Origin of the sequence: Symbiopectobacterium sp. (assembly GCF_047692315.1) — a bacterium.
Lineage (GTDB): Bacteria > Pseudomonadota > Gammaproteobacteria > Enterobacterales > Enterobacteriaceae > Symbiopectobacterium.
In genome coordinates this window covers 127,927-147,048 of the sequence record NZ_JBLLJS010000020.1, presented here as the reverse complement: position 1 = coordinate 147,048, position 19,122 = coordinate 127,927, and the positions used below count along the sequence as shown (strand labels likewise).

Below are 19,122 nucleotides of genomic sequence, written 5' to 3'. Positions count from 1 at the left end.
TTAGCCGCGCAATTAGCTGTTAAATATTTTGAAGTATTGGTAAATGATCAATATGTACCGTTAACACCGCCTGCTTCTGGAATCACATGGAACAGAAACTATGTGGTAGCTGATAAAACAGAATCACTGTGCAAATCAGGCAAAGATAACACAGTTGTAATCAATCATTTTTTTTATCCTAAAACCTACGCACTTTACCATTCTGGCGGCGATATCTTCACGTTGTCTGCGGGCATCGGCAAGTCACACCCTGTCATAGTTACCAAACGAGATCATTTTAGGTTTACCCGCAAAACGGTAGCGGAAACGCCAGCCTTTAGTCCCTTTACTATCAACAAGCAAAGATAGCCCATTACCATCGTTGAGCGTGTAGGGCTTGTCTTAAGCCTTGGCCTTTTTGATTTTGATATCAGTCAGTAACATGAACGTATGTGTATAGAAAAAAGTTCGAACTCATTTTACACACAATCTTATACGCATCAACTGTGAGCTTTTATGAGTAATGGTGAGATGAGATTCTGGCGTCCCCAGCAGGAATCGAACCTGCAATTAGCCCTTAGGAGGGGCTCGTTATATCCATTTAACTATGGGGACTTCCGCCTAGGCATTATATCCATTTTGGCTGTAAGCATAAGCATATGAATGTGCGTTTGCTTAATATCACATCAATCGATGATAAAAAAATGTGAAGAATGCCCGTGCGGCGGGCATTGGGCTTGATGATATGCGCCGAAAAAAGCTGATTTTTTGCTCACTGACTCAGTAACACACGCATAAATAAGCACTATTACGTTAGCTTTCCTCGATGAAGAGCAATAAAATGTTACACTAACAACGACTATTTCTTACCCAAGCGCGTTCTGCTTAATTAAGGCGTTGAAACTCGTCGGGGGTATGCTATACGGTTGTAACGTGGGCGAAATGCAATTTTATCAGGGAGAATCACTATGAATAACCGTTTGAGTGGGGTGGTGCTGGCCAGTGTCATGCTGGTTGGGTGCGCCAGCTCTTCGGATAAAACACCCCAGGGGCGTTCCGACCCACTTCAGGGATTCAACCGCACTATGTTCAACTTCAACTATAACGTGCTGGATCCTTACGTCGTCCGCCCGGTTGCCGTTGCCTGGCGTGATTATGTGCCAAAACCCGCGCGTAACGGGTTGAGCAATTTCCTCAGTAACCTGGAAGAGCCCGCCGCGATGGCAAACTATTTTGTCTCGGGCGATCCCTACAAGGCGATGATTCACTTTAACCGTTTTTTCCTGAATACATTGCTGGGGATGGGTGGTCTGTTTGATCTTGCGTCGGTGGCGAACCCGAAACTAGCAAAAGAAGAGCCACGTCGCTTTGGTACTACGCTGGGAAGCTATGGCGTCGGTTATGGCCCTTATCTGGTTTTGCCCGGCTACGGCAGCGCGACGCTGCGTGAAGATGGTGGTGGCATGGTCGATACGCTTTATCCAGTCCTGAGTTACCTGACGTTCTGGGCTTCTGCCGGGAAGTGGGTCGTAGAGGGGGTAGAGACGCGTGCGCAACTTTTGGATTCGGATGGTCTGCTGAGAAACTCTTCCGATCCTTATCTGATGGTGCGCGAAGCTTATTTCCAACGGCATTATTTCCTGGCGCGCGGTGGCCGTCTGTCTCCGCAGGAAAACCCGAACGCGGCAGCTATCGAAGATTCTCTTCAGGAGATCGATGCGCCGGATCCCGTACCCGCAACACCTGCCAAATAGCCATTTCCCTGGCATCGTTCTTGAAAAAGGCTCCTGGTGGAGCCTTTTGCTTTCTGCGCATTCGTCTGAAATAAAACACTGCAATAACCTTAGCAAGCACGGTGTTATCACTGCTTGTTAATCAATAATGATTGCATTGTTATTTTTTATTTAATTACAAAAATTTATTTTCGCCGCTTCTGTAACAATAATGTTGTGCAGATGTGTGAGGCAATGCGCATTTTTCACGCCTGACGTGCGGCGTAGCAACCGCTCACATCTGGGATGGTTGGAGTAGAGATTTACCTGCAACGACAAAATTAAAATAAACAGAGGCTAGAAGTATGAAAAAACTACGGGCTTTGGTCTTGTGCCTGAATCTGGCGGGAGCCGCAGCCATGCCTGCATGGGCGGAAGGTGCCGCAGAATCTGAAAAAACGACAGATGTAGTGCTGATTGGCGGTAATGTGATGAGCGCCACGCTAGGGACTTATCTTCAGGAACTGCAACCGGACTGGTCAATCACCATGGTTGAACGTCTGGATAAGGTTGCCGAAGAAAGCTCCAACGGTTGGAACAACGCAGGCACCGGCCACTCGGCCTTTATGGAGCTGAACTACACGCCGGAAAAAGCGGACGGCTCCATTGATATCGGTAAAGCCGTTGAGATCAGCGAAGCGTTTGAAATTTCGCGCCAGTTCTGGTCTTACCAAGTCAAGAATGGCGTTCTGCACGATCCAAATCTGTTTATCAACAGCGTGCCGCATATCAACTTTGTCTGGGGAGATGAAAATACAGCCTTCCTGAATCAGCGTTATAAGGCGTTGCAGCACAGTACGCTGTTCCGTGGCATGGAATTCAGCGACGATCACGCCACGATTCAATCCTGGGCACCGTTGGTGATGGAAGGGCGCGATCCGGCACAAAAAGTGGCCGCAACGCGTATGCCGATCGGCACTGATGTCAACTACGGTGAAATAACCCGCCAGCTCGTTTCCGGGTTGCAGACCAAACCTAACTTCTCGCTGCGCCTGAATGCAGAAGTGCGTGAGATAAAGCGTAATGCGGATAACACCTGGAGTATCACTTACGCGGATTTGAAAGACGGTGAGAGAGAGCATGCCATCAATGCCAAGTTTGTCTTTATTGGCGCCGGTGGGGCAGCACTGCCGCTATTGCAAAAATCAGGCATCCCCGAGGCTGATCTTTATGGCGGCTTCCCGGTGGGCGGTGAATTTCTTGTCAACGATAATCCTGACATCGTAAAACGCCACATGGCGAAAGTGTATGGCAAGGCGTCTGTCGGTGTGCCACCGATGTCTGTGCCGCATCTGGATACTCGTATCTTTAACGGTAAACCCGCGCTGCTGTTTGGCCCTTTCGCAACGTTCTCCAGCAAGTTCCTGAAGAATGGTTCGCTGTGGGATTTACCGGGTTCGGTTACCCTGTCAAACCTGATGCCGATGACGCATGTCGGGCTGGATAACTTCGATCTGGTCAAATACCTGATTGGGCAAGTGATGATGGATGATGACGATCGCTTCGCCGCCCTGAAAGAGTATTTCCCCGATGCGAAAAAGGAAGACTGGCGTCTGGCGATTGCTGGTCAACGCGTTCAGGTTATCAAGAAAGATGCAGATAAAGGCGGCGTATTGAAGCTGGGCACGGAGATCGTCAGCTCACAGGATGGCACCATCGCCGCACTGTTGGGGGCTTCACCGGGTGCGCCAACCGCAGCACCCATCATGCTGAGTCTGCTGGAGAAAGTGTTTAAGCAGCAGGTGGCAACGCCAGAATGGCAGAGCAAACTGAAAGCGATCGTTCCTTCTTACGGCAAAAAGCTGGATGGCGATATCGATCTCACCAACCAGATCCGCCGTTACACCAGCGATACGCTGCACCTGAACTACATTGAAGTGAAGCCCGAGTAACACGGCGAACGCTGCTTTACTTTGAGCAAAAAGAAAGGCCGCATCTGCGGCCTTTCTTGTCGATCACGAATCGTGATTAGAAGGTGTAGTTCAGGTTAACGACGTATAGCCAGGCGCGACCTTTGGAGCCGAAGTTGTACTCGGTTCCACCCAGCGCCGCCGGTGCGTGTTCAGTGATGTCCACGCTCTTGCCGTGCATATAGGATACGCCGACATCCACGGACATATCTTTGTTAAACGCATAGGTGGTACCGGCGCTTAACCAGAAACGGTCTTGATCGAGAATGGAAATGGAACGTTTATCGGCAGGAACCGGGCTGTCATCAAACGCGATACCGGCGCGGAACGTCCAGTTATCGTCATGATAATAGGTGGTGCCCAGCGCTAAACGTCGCGGAAACCTTCTTGTTTCTCAAACAGCGTGTTGCCGCCATTGTTGGTCGCTCTTAGCTCTTTAAAGGTGCTCCAACTGGTCAATGCCATACTATAATGCACCCCCCATTGTGGGGCGACGCGGTGGTAAGCGGAAACTTCCCACATTTCAGGAAGGTTTAATGTCAACTTCCCTGGAATGGTCGCACCGTTGAGCCGCCAGTTACGAACGTAGGAAGTTGGTTGCTGTAATCACCTTTGAAGTCGATATCGACCTTGGAACGGTAAGTCAGGCCAAAGCGGTTGTTTTTATCCACTTCATAGAGGATACCGGCGTTCCAGCCATAGCCCCATTCTTTGCCTTCCAAACGTGCAATCTCAGTTGATGGGCGAGTCGTCGGGACACTTGCGGATGCTTCACCAAGGTGACGCACAATTGTAGCATCGGCATAAACGGCATTGATACCCAGGCCAAAGCTAAAGTGCTGATTCAGGCGGTAGGCCGCGCTCAGATTCAGGTTGGACGTCAGCAAATCAGTCTTTCCACCAAGCGCACCAGCCGTGTAGCTGTCATTAAACTCGGTTGCCAGACTGAAGTTGGTGGTGGCAGACGCCCCCACAGCCCATTGATCATTCAACGGCATGATAAAGTGCATGTTCGGCACCCAAGCGTGTGGTGCGATGTTTTTTGCACTTGCATCGTTGTAGGTTGGCGCTCGAGTGCTACGCCCCGTAATATCAATATCCGGATTGATATAGGTCACACCACCCGAGAACGTCAGGCGATCAAACATTGTCATGGTGGCGGGGTTGCGGCTGCCGGATGTTGCATTATCGGCCACGGCACCTTCGCCAGAAAACGCACGCCCCAACCCGGATGAAGAGTATTCATTGAGTTGGAAGCCTGCGGCGGAAACTTGTGCTGAAACCAGTGCCACTGCTATCGCTACTGCAAAGTATTTAAACAGGTTTTTCTGGCTCATGACCAAAACCTCATCGTGTACTTGTTATTTGACTTTGTTACATACCGTAACAAGGGACGCGCATTGTAGGGGGCGCTGGTGGGCTGACAAATCAGACCAGTTGGCGAAAGTATAAGTGGGGAGTTGGGAAATGTTGCAATTCTGTGTTTAAAATATTTCCATATTGATGCAAAAACCAGATCCAGTTAACACATTCGTTAAGAAATGCGCGGTCTAAGGTCGGCAAATTTACCTAATAATAACAAAACGATGTGAGCTTTATCACTAAATGCCCTTACTTGCAGTAAGTCCTAGTGCTTGGCGAGCCTGCTGAGTAAAATAGTGTGAAAAGTGATATTTTTGAACCGGATCAAATCTGCCCGGGCAGATCGTTACCCGTAGAGGAAAGGCATCATGACAAACGCGATAAACAAATGTTCTGCTGAAGAAACCGCCGCTTGCTGCTGCGTGGATGTCGGCACCGTAATGGACAACACCGACTGCACGGCATCTTACAGCAAAGTGTTTGCTGACCGTGCCGCTGCACAAGCCACGCTGACGGCGCTGACAGAAAAAGCCCGTTCAGTGGAATCTGAGCCGTGCCAGATCGACAGCCGTTTTGCTGACGTGAACGACGGTGTACAGCTGGATATCGATTTCACCTTCAGCTGCCAGGCTGAAACGCTGATTTTCCAACTGGGATTGCGTTAAGCATCCAAGTTATACGTGCGGTGCAGCGCGCCGCACGTCGCGCATTTCCCCTGTTTCTGTGCCTGCTCTTCGCCTTACTTCCCCTTTTTATATACAACCTCCCGTTGCAGAGAGAGTGCGCTCGCATTTTGTAGTGAATGGGTTTGCTTAATGTAATGCTCTGGTTAACACTCTATTCAGGTCTGACCTGTTAGAACATATTCTTAATTCTCTGTTTACAGGAGTGTTTATGAGCGAGGTGTTACCTCTGATAACCCGTAGCGGCGAACGGGTCGCGATCGTTAGTGGATTGCGCACGCCTTTTGCTCGTCAAGCGACCGCGTATCGCGGCATGCCTGCCATGGATTTGGGCAAAATGGTGGTAAGCGAACTGCTGATCCGGTATGGCATTGATCCTAAATGGGTCGATCTGTTGGTGTTTGGTCAGGTGGTGCAAATGCCTGCTGCGCCTAACATTGCACGCGAAATTGTGCTGGGCACCGGAATGTGTGTGCACACTGATGCCTACACTGTCTCGCGCGCCTGTGCGACCAGTTTTCAATCGGTCGTCAACGTAGCAGAAAGCATCATGGCGGGCACCGCGCAGGTGGGTATAGCGGGTGGTGCGGATACCTTCTCTCTGCCTCCGATAGGCGTTACCAAAAATCTGGCGATGACGCTGCTGGACCTCAGCAAAGCCCGCTCGTTTCGGCAACGCATAAAACTGCTGTCGCGCTTGCGCCCGCGCGATCTGTTGCCGGTTTCATCGCCCGTGGCTGAATACTCTACCGGACTGCGCATGGGGGATACCGCAGAGCAGATGGCAAAAACTTACGGCATTTCTCGCGCCGATCAGGATGCTTTTGCCCATCGTTCGCATCGACTGGCGGCGAAAACCTGGCAACAGGGGGTGCTGCATCAGGAGGTGATGACAGCCTATGTGCCGCCGTATCGTCAAACACTCAAAGAAGACAACAACGTGCGTCATGACTCTACGCTGGAGCATTATGCCCGTTTGTCGCCTGCATTCGATCGTCTGCACGGCTCTGTCACCGCCGCCAACAGTTCTCCTCTTACTGACGGGGCCGCCGCCGTACTGTTAATGAGTGAAGGAAAAGCGCGCAGCCTGGGATTAACGCCGCTGGGCTATTTGAAAAGCTATGCCTTTACCGCCATTGGTGTTCAGCAAGACATGCTGTTGGGGCCGGCGTATGCCACGCCGCTGGCGTTGGATCGCGCGGGTCTTAGCCTCGGCGATCTCACCCTGATTGATATGCACGAAGCTTTTGCTGCGCAGACGCTGGCAAACGTCAAACTGTTCGCCAGCGTTGATTTTGCTCGAGATAAGCTGGGGCGTTCATCGGCATTGGGGGAGGTGGACATGGACAAATTCAACGTGCTGGGTGGCTCCATTGCCTACGGCCATCCGTTTGCGGCGACGGGGGCAAGAATGATCACGCAGACGCTGCATGAGTTGCAGCGCCGCGGCGGCGGGTTTGGGCTGGTTACCGCCTGCGCAGCGGGCGGTCTGGGTGCGGCAATGGTTCTGGAGGTCACGCCATGAAACAAGCGCACAATATCGAGGATGCACCGAGCGGTGTAGAAACAATCCCCTCGGCCTTCACGCTCTCTATACGGCCAGATAATATCGCCGTGATTACCATGGATGTGGCGGGCGAGAAGATGAACACCCTGAAGAGCGCCTTTGCTGAACAAATGCAAAGCGTGCTGCATCAGGCCCAGCAACATGCGGCACTGCGTGGCGTGATTTTGATTTCGGGCAAGCCTGACTCGTTTATTGTGGGCGCGGATATCACCATGCTTGATGCCTGCACGCGGGCAGAAGAGGCTGAGGCGCTGGCGCGGCAAGGGCAGGAAACCTTTGCCGGTTTTGGTGCTCTGCCATTTCCCTTGGTGGCGGCAATTCATGGTCCTTGCCTTGGCGGCGGGTTTGAACTGGCTCTGGCGTGCGATTATCGCGTCTGTTCACTGGATGACAAAACAGTGCTGGGGCTACCAGAAGTACAGTTGGGATTGCTGCCGGGATCCGGTGGAACGCAGCGCTTACCGCGTCTGATCGGTGTCGATCGCGCGCTGGATTTGATTTTGACGGGCCGCTCGGTCAAAGCGCGACAGGCGCTGAAACTGGGGATGATCGACGATGCCGTTCCGAACAGTATCTTGCTGAAAACGTCAGCGGCCTTACTGAAAAAGGGTAAACGTCGCCAGGTGGCACTGCCCTGGCGCACGCGCGTGGTAAACAGCTGGCCGGTGCGCCATGTGCTGTTTAAGGTTGTGAAACAGAAAACGCGGGCCAAAACGCAGGGCAATTATCCGGCGACCGATCGTATCATTCAGGTGATACGACGCGGCATGGATAAAGGCCTGGCCGAAGGGTACAAACAGGAAGCGCGCGCGTTTGGCAAACTGGTGATGATGACGCCGGCTTCTGCTGCGTTGCGTAGCCTGTTTTTTGCCACCAACGCGTTGAAGAAACAGGCGGGATCGCCAGCCAAGCCGCGTGAAATACACCGTGTTGGCGTGCTCGGTGGCGGCCTGATGGGCGGTGGTATCGCCAGCGTCACTGCCCAGCGTGCACAGCTTCCGGTGCGGATCAAAGACATCAATGAAGAGGGGATTAATCACGCGTTACGCTACAGTTGGGAACTGTTGAGCAAGCGCGTGCAGCGCAAACGCATGAAACCCGCTGAACGCCAGCTCCTGATGACGCTTGTCTCCGGCAGTACCGATTATCACGGTTTTGAATATGCGGATATCGTTGTCGAGGCGGTGTTTGAAGATTTGACGCTGAAGCAAAACATGGTGGCAGATATCGAACAGCATGCGCGTCCGGAAACCCTGTTCGCATCCAACACTTCCTCATTGCCAATACATCAGATCGCCGAACGGGCACAGCGCCCCGAGCAGGTTATTGGGCTGCACTATTTCAGCCCGGTCGACAAAATGCCGCTGGTGGAAGTGATCCCCCATGCGGGTACCAGCGCTGAAACCACTGCCACCACGGTTGCCTTTGCCCGCCAGCAGGGAAAAACGGCGATTGTGGTGGCAGATAAGGCCGGGTTTTATGTCAACCGCATTCTGGCGCCCTATATCAATGAAGCCGCTTATTGCCTGCTGGAAGGGGAGCCGGTGGAAACGGTGGATGCCGCGCTGGTGCGCTTTGGCTTTCCTGTAGGACCGTTAACCTTGCTGGACGAAGTGGGCATTGATGTGGCCACCAAGATAGTCCCGATACTGGTCGAGGCGTGGGGAGAACGTTTTCAGGCACCCGCCACCTTTGAGGCCATTTTGCAGGATGGTCGCAAAGGGCGTAAGAATGGCAAAGGTTTTTACCGTTATGACACCCAGCGCAGATTCTGGCGTGCACAGCGTGAAGTGGATAGTGCCATCTATCCTTTGTTGGCGGTAACGCCAAAAGCGCATCTTGATCCTGCGCTGGTGGCACAGCGCTGCGTGATGATGATGTTGAATGAAGCGGTGCACTGTCTGGACGAGGGCGTGATTCAATGCGCGCGCGACGGGGACATCGGAGCCGTATTTGGTATTGGTTTCCCGCCGTTCCTTGGCGGCCCGTTCCACTATATGGATCATCTGGGTATTGATGCCGTCGTCAAAACGTTGGAGACGTTCGAGCATCAGTATGGGGCCCGCTTTTCACCGTGCCAGCGCCTGCTGACCATGCAGGAAAATGCGGCACGCTTTCATCGTTAACCCTTTTTCCCCTTCCGGCTTTACCCGGAAGGGGGTCAGTTGATGGTGACCGCCACGCTCACCGTATCTTTGTAGCTTCCTGCTGGTTTGTTTGCCTGACTTGCGTTGATGCGCGCCGTAAAGGGGATGGTCTGAGTCAGACCCGTGCCAGTGCCAGCAATAGTTGTTACTCTCTGTCTAGGCGCTGTTATCGGCGCGATAAAGCTGATATTGCAGGTAGTAATTTGTACCGGAAACGCTCGCGGTCATCCGACGCCAATTGGCATCGTCAGGGTGTATGCTGGTGAGGCCACGCTGTAAGCGCCATCTTTGGTGCAACGCACGCCCAGGCGTTGATTGGGGTGAACGCGGAGGGAAAAGCTGCGCTGGCAAACGTGACGTTGTTGGTACTGCTGATCTGGCAATCGTTAGTCACGGTCAGCGTTAGCGTAATGTTAGAGGTCGGTGTGCCGGAATAGTACAGGCAGAGATTGAGCGCGCCGATATCACAAACGAGATAGTCCCAGTTAACGGCGATAACATCGGTATAAGTGCCCGCAGAAAGCACAGCAGCGGTGCTTGTTCTTATCCACAGTGGCAAGGTGCTGTTTGGGCCGGTAAACAGACCCAAGAGACCTAAAAGCGTCGAGCTCGTCCAGGTGTATGAGCCATTCAGGGCGAGTATGTTGTTGCAGTTTTGATCGATGCAGAGCGTATAGGGCAGGACATCGATCGCTTTTCGTGGCATGCTTAACTGACGCAGGCTACCGGAGGCGTTATTCCCCGCACCAAACGAGGCAATGACACGGTTGGTGCCAGCCAGTGACAGCGTGGGAGCATCGCAATTAAAACCGGTACTGGCCTGCGAGGTTTGTGCCGTGCCGTTAAGCGTGATGGAACTGGCGCTGCCGAGGGAAGATGAGGTGCTGGGCACACGGCACTGCGCCCATGTCATCGGCGTATAGCTGAAACCGAACAGCAGAAGCGAGAAGAAAAGGGAGAGTATACGCATCATCTTATCCTTGGTTATCCGACTGGCACGTCAGTGGGCCAATCTGTGCCTGCATCGATTGTTGTTCTGGCAGTGAAAACTGCACACGACAGCGACGGCCATCTTCCTGGGTAAACGACAGCCGGTTTTGAGTGCCTAACTGGGAAAAATAGACCAAACCGTCATAGCCGCTGATCGTGGTGTTGCCGCTCGCTTCATCGGTAATCCAGGTGCCAACGCGCAGCGCTTCGCCGCTGCTGTTACGCAACGCGATATTGGCCGAGCGCACCTTTTTGAGCGTGAAAGAGGCCAGCGTTCCGCTGCCTTCCTTCACGGCCAACCGGGTTTCAACCGCTGATATGTCCACATCGGGCGGTAAGGGGAGTGGATCAATTTCTGCTTTGGCCGGGTAGTGGGATGTCACCCACGGAATTAGCAGCCGCCCTTGTTGATTGGTATACCCGACCAACTGGTTTTTGTAGCACACGGGCACATCGGCATAGCCTTGCGTATCGACCACGATAAAGGCGTTGTTAATGCGGTTGCTGGGAAACAGGCTACCATCCAGATAGATAACCGAGCCGCTGATTTCGCCCCATTGCGTTTGCCTTACCTCATTGCCGTAAATCCCACCTTGTATCTGGTTATAGGGGTCGCGCCAACTGAGTGCGCCCTGATGATAAGGATCGTTGCCTGCGCTGTAGGCGACATCCCAGCCAAAACCCCCGTCGAGTGGGAGCGTGCGCGTCACACCCAGTGTGGTGAGGCTCTCTCCCTGGTTATTGCGTTGTACGCTGGTATTGAACGTATCGTTGTTGCCGAAGGGAATAATCACCTGAAGCTGGGCGCTGTAACCACGATCGCCCAGCGTTTTGTTGGCTGCCAGATACAGCGTGCTGTTACCCCACAGTTGTCGCGTATAGGAAAGATTCACCAGTTCCGTGCGTGAATCATTAAACGGCGTAATGGCGAAATAGCCGATACCGACTGTGCCGTTTGCCGTGCCGAATAATGCGCTGCTGAGTGTGGCTTGCAGGCTCTCTTTGCTCATGTTGCCGGGAGTGGCATAGGTGCTGAGATCCTGATAACGCTGGGTGCGACGCTGGTGCTGAACGTTTAAACCTACGGTATTGCCATAATAGGAATAGCCGAAGACGTATTGCTGTCCACTTCCGTCTCTTTCGCTGTGGCTGTAAGCGCCGCTGAGCGTTCCCCAGCGCCCGACGGCCATGTCGGCACCCGCACCGAGCAGGGAAAGATCGCGCACCGTTTCTCCATGTCCTGCGAGCGTCAGGTTCTGCGTGACCCCATAGCGATAGAAGCCGCTGAACGCGGGGTCTGACGCATAGAGATCCTGCCCCAGCCCGTAAGTGCGGCGCAACACGCCAACGGAAAGATCAAAATCGCTAAGTCCTTGGCGCAGTAGAGTGTTAGACACGTAAAACGGCACGCTGGTGGCTATCTGCCGCCCTTGGGCATCGGTGGTGATAATGGTAGCTTCACCCGCACCGTTGAGATAGGGGGTATTGGTCAGGGTGAACGGGCCGGAATTGAGCGTCATGCTGCTGGTTTTAAAGCCGTTGATAAACAGGTCCAGCGTGCTGGGCACCGCCGCTGAACCCGCGTATTGCAGCATCGGATAGGTGACGATATCCGGGCGCAGATTGAAGTTGCGCCCGATGCGCAGGCCCGCCATACGCGCGGATTGGCTCCAGGTCAGCGAGTTGCTGATGAGATCGCCCATGGTAACTGACCATGTGTTCACTGTCGCTGTAGCGCCAGTAGGTATCGTAGCGGCGATAGCGATTTCCATCGCCGGTGTAGGGGCTTTTTATCACCCACAGCCCCGAGTTGGACAAGGTGCCATAGTCACTGAACAGACGCTGTTCCATCAACGCGTTCATCGTGTCACCCTGCTGTGGCGGCGAGGTATAAAACAGGTTGTAATTAAACAACAGGCCGGTACTGCTGCGTGCGGATAAACGCGGCATGCTGCTGCCATCGCTGATGCTGAGCTGCTGCTGAGGCAGCCAGTCTGTCGGTATTGTGAGTTGAAGCTGCTGCATCTGGCTGTCATAGAATACAGTCACATCGGGCAAAGTGCTGACGTCTACCCGTCCTGCGGCATGTGCGGGCAGTTTTATGTGTCGCCGGGCCAGTTCAGCGCTGTCCACTTCATAGTGATCGCCATGCACGGAAACTGGGATGACCTGATTATCGCTGTATCCATTGACAGCTAACGTCAGGTAATACAGTGCCGTCCCTTGGGTGGGTGGCGCGGTGGGAGGTGGCGGCAAATCGCCAAATTCCTGCGCGGCAAACGCGGTCGATACGCACAGGAGCGTACCTCCTGCGAGCAAGGAAATGCGCGGGCAAATGCGCAGCGATGGATATCCCAAACGCTCCAGCATCAGGATTAACCGCGAGTGATCACAATAGGTTCAGGCGCATCCGCTAAATGGGTGAACAGAATGGCATTTGCGCCCGGTGTCGCCGCTGAGGCGGGCAGCGGCCAGCGCATTTCCTGCCCTGGCAATACGTACCCAAGAAAACCTTCGCTGATCAGGGTGCGTGCGCCTTTCCTTTCCCCTGTGGTGAGGCAGACCAAAAAACATTGTTCAGGCGGGCATACGTTTGGCCCTCGTTGCGTACATAGAGATAGGGTTTGTCCTCAACGGGCGCGATGCGCCAGCGCAGTTGCATCGGCGCTAGCGGGCTTATCGTTGCCTGAGCCTCGCAAAAAGAGTGGCAACAGATAACGCATCTGGAATTGTACGCCTGAGGCTGTATTGCTGCTTTGCGGCAAGTAGGGCGTTGCTATTTCATCGATAACAATGCGAAAGGCGCGTTCCTGAGAGGTTGAGGTGGGGGTCACACGCATCAGTCGGATCATGCTGCGCTGGCCAGGTTCGAGTTTGATAAACGGTGGGGTCGGGATCACCTCGGTTTGATCGGCGTAGCGATCCTCATACTGCATCTGACGCCAGGCCATAATCCGAATTTGCAGGCCAACAACATTATTCCCCCGGTTTTCCAACCAGAGCGCTGAACTGCTGTTATTGGCCTCGATAATTTTGTAAATCGGCCACACCAGCAAAGAACTGGCGGCAAATGCGCCTGAACAGACAAACAGTGCTACAACGCATAAAAATCGCCCCACATTACTTTTCATTATCTTCATGCCAACGCCTTATTGTTGTTAATAACGCTGTATTTATTAACGCCGCTACGCTTATCAAAATGATTGCTGCCCGCCCTCCCTCCGCGGTTAATAAGCCACGTTTATGGTGACACTATCGCTATACTGCCCGGCAGCAGGCAACGGCGTAGCGCCAAAATACATGCATACACCGTATAGGTTTGTGTGGTGCTAGGAAAAGAGGAGACGCTGAGTGCCAGTGCGCCGGTGCCCCATACCTGAGAACGCGCTGCGTCACGGTAGAGCTGATAGGGCAGCGTGCGTGTTCCTGCACTGTTTTTCATGTAACGCTGTGCACTGCTGCCGCCGTTTGCGCCGTAATCCAGCGCAATAGAGACAGACACGCCAGGCGTGCAGGTAACGACGATGGAACCGCTGCCTGCGCTGCTGGCCACATTCACATTGGTGGCAGTGGCACTTTGTGCGCCGAAATTGAGGGTGCCCATGTCGCTTGAGCTGCTGCTGTTAACGCCAAACAGACAGCCATTTTGCAAGGTAGCAGTCACGTCAAATGACGCATTGACCGTGACGGCAAACACCGGGTTAGCAAAACCAGGCAGTATTACCAGTAGCGGCGTAGCATCACGGAAAAACCGCCATGCGCTGATGCCCGTGGTTCTCCCTGTGCAAGCCTTCATGGCAATAAGATTCTCCTGTTGATCAGTTCCAGGTAAGCGTTGCAGTGATGGTGTCTGTGTAGTTGCCTACAGGTGGGTATTTGAGCGTTTGCTCAGATGAGACAATTTGGCCATAGATGGGCACGGTTTGTGCTACTCCTGTTCCTGCGGGAACGTTAAGGGTGCCACCGATAGCAATTTCCGATGAGCGCGCACTGTTGCTGTAAAGTCGATAGGAAATCAGTGTCGGAGTACCCGCACCGTTGGTGAGACGGCGCACGGAGCTGGTGCCGTTTGAACCCGATCCGATAGTGAGCACGGCGGCGGTACCTGACGAACAGAGCACTGAAAGGCCAGAACTGCCCACCTCGGCGTCAACGTTGTTGTTTAAATCCGCTACCTGGCCAAAGGCCAGCGTTCCGAATGTACCACTGCTCAGGTTGTTAACAAGGCAGGTCGAATTTACCGTCAGGGAAACACCGATATTGCCGCTAATGGTGGCACTTTCAACAAACGTTGTTGGCATAAACAGGAATAAAGAAGAGAGTGTGGCGAGCGCAGCTTTTTGTTTATTCATTGCCATTCCTTCGTACAAGCGCTGAGCACGATAATCCTAGTAAACGCCATGGCGTTTTAACCGTGGAAATAGAGGCAGCGCATAGGTTTTTCATTTCCACTGCGACAAATCAGCACAGGGAAAATCGGCAAAGCGTGCGGGTTATCAACTTTTAACCCTGTTTTTACAGCATTGCTTTCTCTGGTGGGCAATATAAATAAAAAGAAGGTGCAATCGGTGCTTTCGCGGGTATCGCCAGCGGCACGGAATAATAGGTTATGAACGACTTTTAAATAAATTTAATAATAACTTACATAAAACACTCTTCATAAAGATAGATGCCACCCCCTTGTTTAACAATGTAAGTATTTTGATAAAAAGAAAAAAGAAATGAAAAAGCAAAATTATGTATGCTGTTGGTTTTTAATTTTAAAATAGTAACTATTTATGGGTTTTTAATCTATTTTTTTGCCTTGCAACGATGTCAAAAATGTCGTTTTTCGCTTTTTTTCCTCAATCACGGAAGCAGCAAAAACGAGAAGAAGGCTTAACCATATGATTAGTTTGTGTAATCTGGCCGCAATGTCGGGGTTGGCAGCAGAGTGTGGTGCGCGCCTCTTTATCGGCATGCGCAAATCGGTTGACTCATGCTTCCTATGTAAGGTAAAAAAAGTCTTTCGTGCTTCGGTTAAATTTGCAACAAAACGGCACTTTTTGCCCCCAGCCCGGACGGTGTCCGCACGGATGGGATTGCTCGGGTAAGATGCGTTAACAGCATAATATAAAGAAGTTTTTTACTATAACGGTGTTATATGCAAGTTTTGATCATGCGTCATGGTGATGCAGTTCCTGACGCAGCCAGCGATGCGCTTCGCCCGCTCAGTGCGCGCGGTGTTGAAGAATCGCGTCAGATGGCTTTCTGGTTGCATGACCAGAATATTGGCATCGCGCGTGTTCTGGTTAGCCCTTATGTCCGCGCTCAGCAAACCCTGTCTACCTTGCGTGGTATCCTTTCTCTGCCCGATGAAGAAGATTGCTTGCCGGAGCTGACTCCGGGAGGCGATGCTGCATTCGTGGGTGATTATCTGTTGGCCTTGGCCGGTGAGGGGATTGAATCAGTATTGATCGTCTCACACCTGCCCTTGGTGGGCTATCTAGTGGAGGAGCTCAGCCCGCAAACGGGTGCACCGATGTTTGCCACCTCGGCAGTGGCCTGTGTCACGCTGGATGCGCAGACCGGATCCGGTATATTTGATTGGCAAATCGGCCCATCTCAGCTCACGCTTAAATCCTGAACGACGATAACCTGTCGCGAACGCCTTACGATAATGCGTCACTAAAGTGCGCATTATCGCGGCGTTTCACTGCCTGCTTTTGTCTGGCCATAAGCCGCATCCAGTTCCACCAACACCAATAGCGCTGCGTCGCCGCCAAACTCTTTGGGTGCCTGATGGAAAGCCAGTACATCGGGGTGTTGTGCCAGCCAGAGCGGGGTCTGCTGCTTGAGAATATGCTTGCCGTGACGTGCATGACGCAGGCGCAGTAAACGTGTTCACGACGGCAGGCTGCGAGCAGGGCGCCCAGCTCCTGTTTGGCTTGCAACTGGGTCAATCCGTGCAAATCGAGAAACAGATCCGGGGAGTAGTCGCCGCGCCGCAGTTTTTTCAACTCGTAGTGACTGCTGCCGGGGCGCACATAGCGCATCGGCCCCTCGCTGTCTAACTGGGGCTGAAATTCGTCAGAAAAATAAAAACTGGCATCCACCTGCTCCTGTAACGCCTTGCGTGGCGGTAGCTTCCCTTCGAGGTGAGGGCGCTGAGGGCGGTGCACATAGGTATCTTGGCGCAGCGTTTTAGTTCCGGCAACCGAGGAACGGAACAGTTGCGCGTCGTCGTCATTCAACGCGTGTTTTCTACTCATTTGGTCACCCCGTTGTGAATCTCTCAGTCCTTTTTACGTCGGCGTATCTGCTTCCCGATGGGGCGGCCTGGCGTCAGGGCATCAATTCATATGGCATGTGCCATAAATCATATTTGCTCCAGTGTAACCTGTAATATCACCTGCGCTACCTTTTTAATAGCAAACCCGCTATTGCCTTAAGGAGAAAGACGGTGAATCGATTGATAGGCAAAGAGGTAGGATTTCTGCGCTGACGGGTGATATCTGCTGATTTGTCGTTGGCTTCATGGCAAACTAAGCGGCATTTCCGGACAGGTGGGGTCTGTGGAGGACTAACTTGGATAAAATTTTCGTCGACGAAGCGGTCAACGACCTGCATACCTTGCAGGATATGCTGCGCTGGGCTGTGAGCCGTTTTAACGCGGCCGAACTCTATTATGGTCATGGCACAGATAATCCGTGGGATGAAGCGCTGCAACTGGTGCTGCCGACACTCTATTTGCCCCTTGATTTCCCAGCGGATATGTATGGCTCGCGTCTGACGTTATCGGAGCGTCAGCGTATCGTTGAGCGGGTGATTCGTCGCGTGAATGAGCGTCTGCCCGTGGCTTACCTGACCAACAAGGCGTGGTTTTGCGGGCTGGAGTTTTTTGTTGATGAGCGCGTGCTGGTGCCGCGCTCGCCAATTGGCGAGCTGATTTCGCAGCAGTTTGCCGGATTGATTGCCGCTGAGCCGCAGTATATTCTCGATCTCTGTACCGGGAGCGGCTGCATCGCGATTGCCTGCGCGCACGCATTCCCCGAAGCGGAAGTGGATGCCGTCGATCTCTCCAGCGATGCATTGGCGGTCGCTGAGCACAATATCCAGCAACACGGCTTGGAACAGCAGGTAACGCCGATTCGCTCCGACCTGTTCCGCGCGTCACCGCCGCTCCAGTATGACCTGATTGTGACCAACCCCCCTTATGTCGATGAGGAAGACATGGCCGATTTGCCGCAAGAGTTTCGCCGCGAACCGGAGCTGGGGCTGGCCGCAGGCCATGACGGGCTGGATTTGGTACGGCGTATTTTGGCCTGCGCGCCGGATTACCTCAACGATCAGGGCGTGCTGATTTGTGAAGTGGGCAACAGCATGGTGCATTTGATGGATCAATATCCGGATATTCCATTTACCTGGCTTGAATTCGAGCACGGAGGGGATGGCGTATTTACGCTGACAAAAGCGCAGCTTGTTGATTGCCACAGCCATTTTGCCGCGTATCGGCAATAAACATAGCGTTGATGCCGGGCACATACTGGCCACATAAATCATAATGCTGTACAGAATAGCGATGTAACACAGAAAGGAGCCGTGATGGCGGGCAACAGTATTGGCCAGTTCTTCCGCGTCACTACCTTCGGCGAATCCCACGGTATTGCGTTGGGATGTATCGTTGATGGCGTACCACCGGGCATTCCGCTGACCGAGGCGGATCTTCAACGCGATTTGGATCGCCGTCGTCCCGGTACCTCTCGTTATACCACCCAGCGCCGCGAGCCGGATCAAGTGCGTATTTTGTCCGGCGTTTTCGAAGGGGTCACCACCGGTACCAGCATTGGTCTTATCATCGAAAATACTGACCAGCGCTCTCAGGATTACAGCGCGATTAAAGATGTATTCCGTCCCGGTCATGCCGATTATACCTACGAACAGAAATACGGCGTGCGTGACTATCGCGGCGGTGGCCGCTCTTCGGCCCGCGAAACCGCGATGCGCGTGGCAGCGGGGGCCATTGCCAAAAAATACCTGCAAATGAAACACGGTATTCAGGTGCGTGGTTATCTGGCACAGATGGGCGATGTCACCTGCGAGCTGAAAGATTGGGATATCGTTGAGCAGAACCCGTTTTTCTGCCCCGATGCTGACAAGATTGATGCATTGGACGAACTGATGCGTGCCCTGAAAAAAGAGGGCGACTCCATCGGTGCTAAGGTGAGCGTTGTTGCCGAATCTGTGCCCGCCGGCTTAGGCGAGCCAGTGTTCGATCGTCTGGATGCGGATCTGGCTCATGCCCTGATGAGCATCAACGCCGTAAAAGGCGTGGAAATCGGCGATGGATTTGCGGTTGTCGCCAAACGAGGCAGTGAGAACCGTGACGAAATTACCCCGCAGGGATTCCAAAGCAACCATGCGGGCGGTGTTCTGGGCGGCATCAGTAGCGGACAGGCGATTGTTGCGCATCTGGCGCTGAAACCGACCTCGAGCATTACCGTGCCGGGGAAAACCATCAACCGACAGGGTGAAGCAACGGAAATGATCACCCGCGGACGCCACGATCCCTGCGTGGGTATTCGTGCAGTGCCGATTGCGGAGGCAATGATGGCGATTGTATTGATGGATCATCTGTTGCGTCAGCGCGCCCAGTGTGCGGACGTCGTGAGTCAGTTTCCTCGTTGGTAAATTAAACATGAAAAAAGGGTTGGTGGGGGGGCCATTGCTGTG

Annotated in this window: 13 protein-coding genes, 1 tRNA gene and 4 pseudogenes; 8 read left to right on the top strand and 10 right to left on the bottom strand. The window is 53.1% G+C overall.

The features are described 5' to 3' along the window. Window positions 1-246: 246 nt before the first annotated feature. A pseudogene (locus ACMZI0_RS10100) lies at window positions 247-423 on the bottom strand (Arm DNA-binding domain-containing protein); the annotation flags it as partial. A 96-nt stretch (window positions 424-519) separates the two neighbouring features. Next, window positions 520-594: transfer RNA gene (locus tag ACMZI0_RS10095), tRNA-Arg, on the bottom strand. Between the two features lie 353 nt (window positions 595-947). Between ACMZI0_RS10095 and mlaA the strand changes: the two genes are divergently transcribed. Next, window positions 948-1,733: a phospholipid-binding lipoprotein MlaA gene (mlaA, locus tag ACMZI0_RS10090; protein WP_415672843.1), complete on the top strand. Its 786-nt coding sequence runs from the start codon at window positions 948-950 to the stop codon at window positions 1,731-1,733. Between the two features lie 323 nt (window positions 1,734-2,056). Continuing rightward, the gene (gene mqo, locus ACMZI0_RS10085) at window positions 2,057-3,643 is read left to right on the top strand and encodes a malate dehydrogenase (quinone) (protein WP_415672842.1); all 1,587 of its coding nucleotides are present in this window, start codon (window positions 2,057-2,059) and stop codon (window positions 3,641-3,643) included. A 76-nt stretch (window positions 3,644-3,719) separates the two neighbouring features. Here mqo and fadL read toward each other — a convergent pair. Continuing rightward, window positions 3,720-4,998, bottom strand: a pseudogene (gene fadL / locus ACMZI0_RS10080) (long-chain fatty acid transporter FadL). Window positions 4,999-5,391: 393 nt separating this feature from the next. Here fadL and ACMZI0_RS10075 point away from each other — a divergent pair. From ACMZI0_RS10075 to fadJ, 3 genes are all read left to right on the top strand, one after another. Beyond that, on the top strand, window positions 5,392-5,688 hold the full coding sequence (locus tag ACMZI0_RS10075; RefSeq protein WP_415672841.1) for a YfcZ/YiiS family protein: 297 nt from the start codon (window positions 5,392-5,394) through the stop codon (window positions 5,686-5,688). A 229-nt stretch (window positions 5,689-5,917) separates the two neighbouring features. Beyond that, window positions 5,918-7,231, top strand: a complete 1,314-nt coding sequence (gene fadI / locus ACMZI0_RS10070) for an acetyl-CoA C-acyltransferase FadI (RefSeq protein ID WP_415672840.1) — start codon at window positions 5,918-5,920, stop codon at window positions 7,229-7,231. Continuing rightward, a complete protein-coding gene (gene fadJ / locus ACMZI0_RS10065; RefSeq protein ID WP_415672839.1) occupies window positions 7,228-9,399 on the top strand; it encodes a fatty acid oxidation complex subunit alpha FadJ in 2,172 nt (723 codons plus the stop codon). Before fadI ends, fadJ begins: the two co-directional genes overlap by 4 nt. Before the next feature lie 35 nt (window positions 9,400-9,434). Here fadJ and ACMZI0_RS10060 read toward each other — a convergent pair whose 3' ends face one another. The 6 genes and pseudogenes from ACMZI0_RS10060 to ACMZI0_RS10035 all read right to left on the bottom strand — a co-directional run bounded on the left by ACMZI0_RS10060 (window position 9,435) and on the right by ACMZI0_RS10035 (window position 14,762). Beyond that, the gene (locus tag ACMZI0_RS10060) at window positions 9,435-9,527 is read right to left on the bottom strand and encodes a hypothetical protein (protein ID WP_415672963.1); all 93 of its coding nucleotides are present in this window, start codon (window positions 9,525-9,527) and stop codon (window positions 9,435-9,437) included. A 140-nt stretch (window positions 9,528-9,667) separates the two neighbouring features. Next, entirely contained in the window at window positions 9,668-10,393 is a 726-nt protein-coding gene (locus ACMZI0_RS10055; protein ID WP_415672838.1) for a spore coat protein U domain-containing protein, read from the bottom strand. A gap of 1 nt (window position 10,394) precedes the next feature. After that, complete coding sequence (locus tag ACMZI0_RS10050; RefSeq protein WP_415672837.1) at window positions 10,395-12,113, bottom strand: fimbria/pilus outer membrane usher protein; 1,719 nt, start codon at window positions 12,111-12,113, stop codon at window positions 10,395-10,397. Window positions 12,114-13,040: 927 nt separating this feature from the next. After that, window positions 13,041-13,550 carry a molecular chaperone gene (locus ACMZI0_RS10045; protein ID WP_415672836.1) on the bottom strand — a complete coding sequence of 170 codons (510 nt, stop codon included), beginning with the start codon at window positions 13,548-13,550 and terminating at the stop codon, window positions 13,041-13,043. Window positions 13,551-13,637: 87 nt separating this feature from the next. Continuing rightward, window positions 13,638-14,137, bottom strand: a pseudogene (locus ACMZI0_RS10040) (spore coat U domain-containing protein). 91 nt (window positions 14,138-14,228) lie between these two features. Then, window positions 14,229-14,762, bottom strand: a complete 534-nt coding sequence (locus ACMZI0_RS10035; RefSeq protein WP_415672835.1) for a spore coat U domain-containing protein — start codon at window positions 14,760-14,762, stop codon at window positions 14,229-14,231. A gap of 791 nt (window positions 14,763-15,553) precedes the next feature. Here ACMZI0_RS10035 and sixA point away from each other — a divergent pair. Continuing rightward, window positions 15,554-16,036 (top strand): phosphohistidine phosphatase SixA, encoded by a 483-nt coding sequence (gene sixA / locus ACMZI0_RS10030; protein ID WP_415672834.1) that lies wholly within the window; start codon window positions 15,554-15,556, stop codon window positions 16,034-16,036. Window positions 16,037-16,089: 53 nt separating this feature from the next. On the opposite strand, the pseudogene smrB reads toward sixA, so the two are convergent. After that, a pseudogene (smrB, locus tag ACMZI0_RS10025) lies at window positions 16,090-16,661 on the bottom strand (endonuclease SmrB). 316 nt (window positions 16,662-16,977) lie between these two features. Here smrB and prmB point away from each other — a divergent pair. Together prmB and aroC are read left to right on the top strand one after the other, a co-directional pair. Next, a complete protein-coding gene (prmB, locus tag ACMZI0_RS10020) occupies window positions 16,978-17,910 on the top strand; it encodes a 50S ribosomal protein L3 N(5)-glutamine methyltransferase (protein WP_415672833.1) in 933 nt (310 codons plus the stop codon). A gap of 84 nt (window positions 17,911-17,994) precedes the next feature. Further along, the gene (aroC, locus tag ACMZI0_RS10015) at window positions 17,995-19,080 is read left to right on the top strand and encodes a chorismate synthase (RefSeq protein ID WP_415672832.1); all 1,086 of its coding nucleotides are present in this window, start codon (window positions 17,995-17,997) and stop codon (window positions 19,078-19,080) included. The last annotated feature ends 42 nt before the right edge of the window (window positions 19,081-19,122 follow it).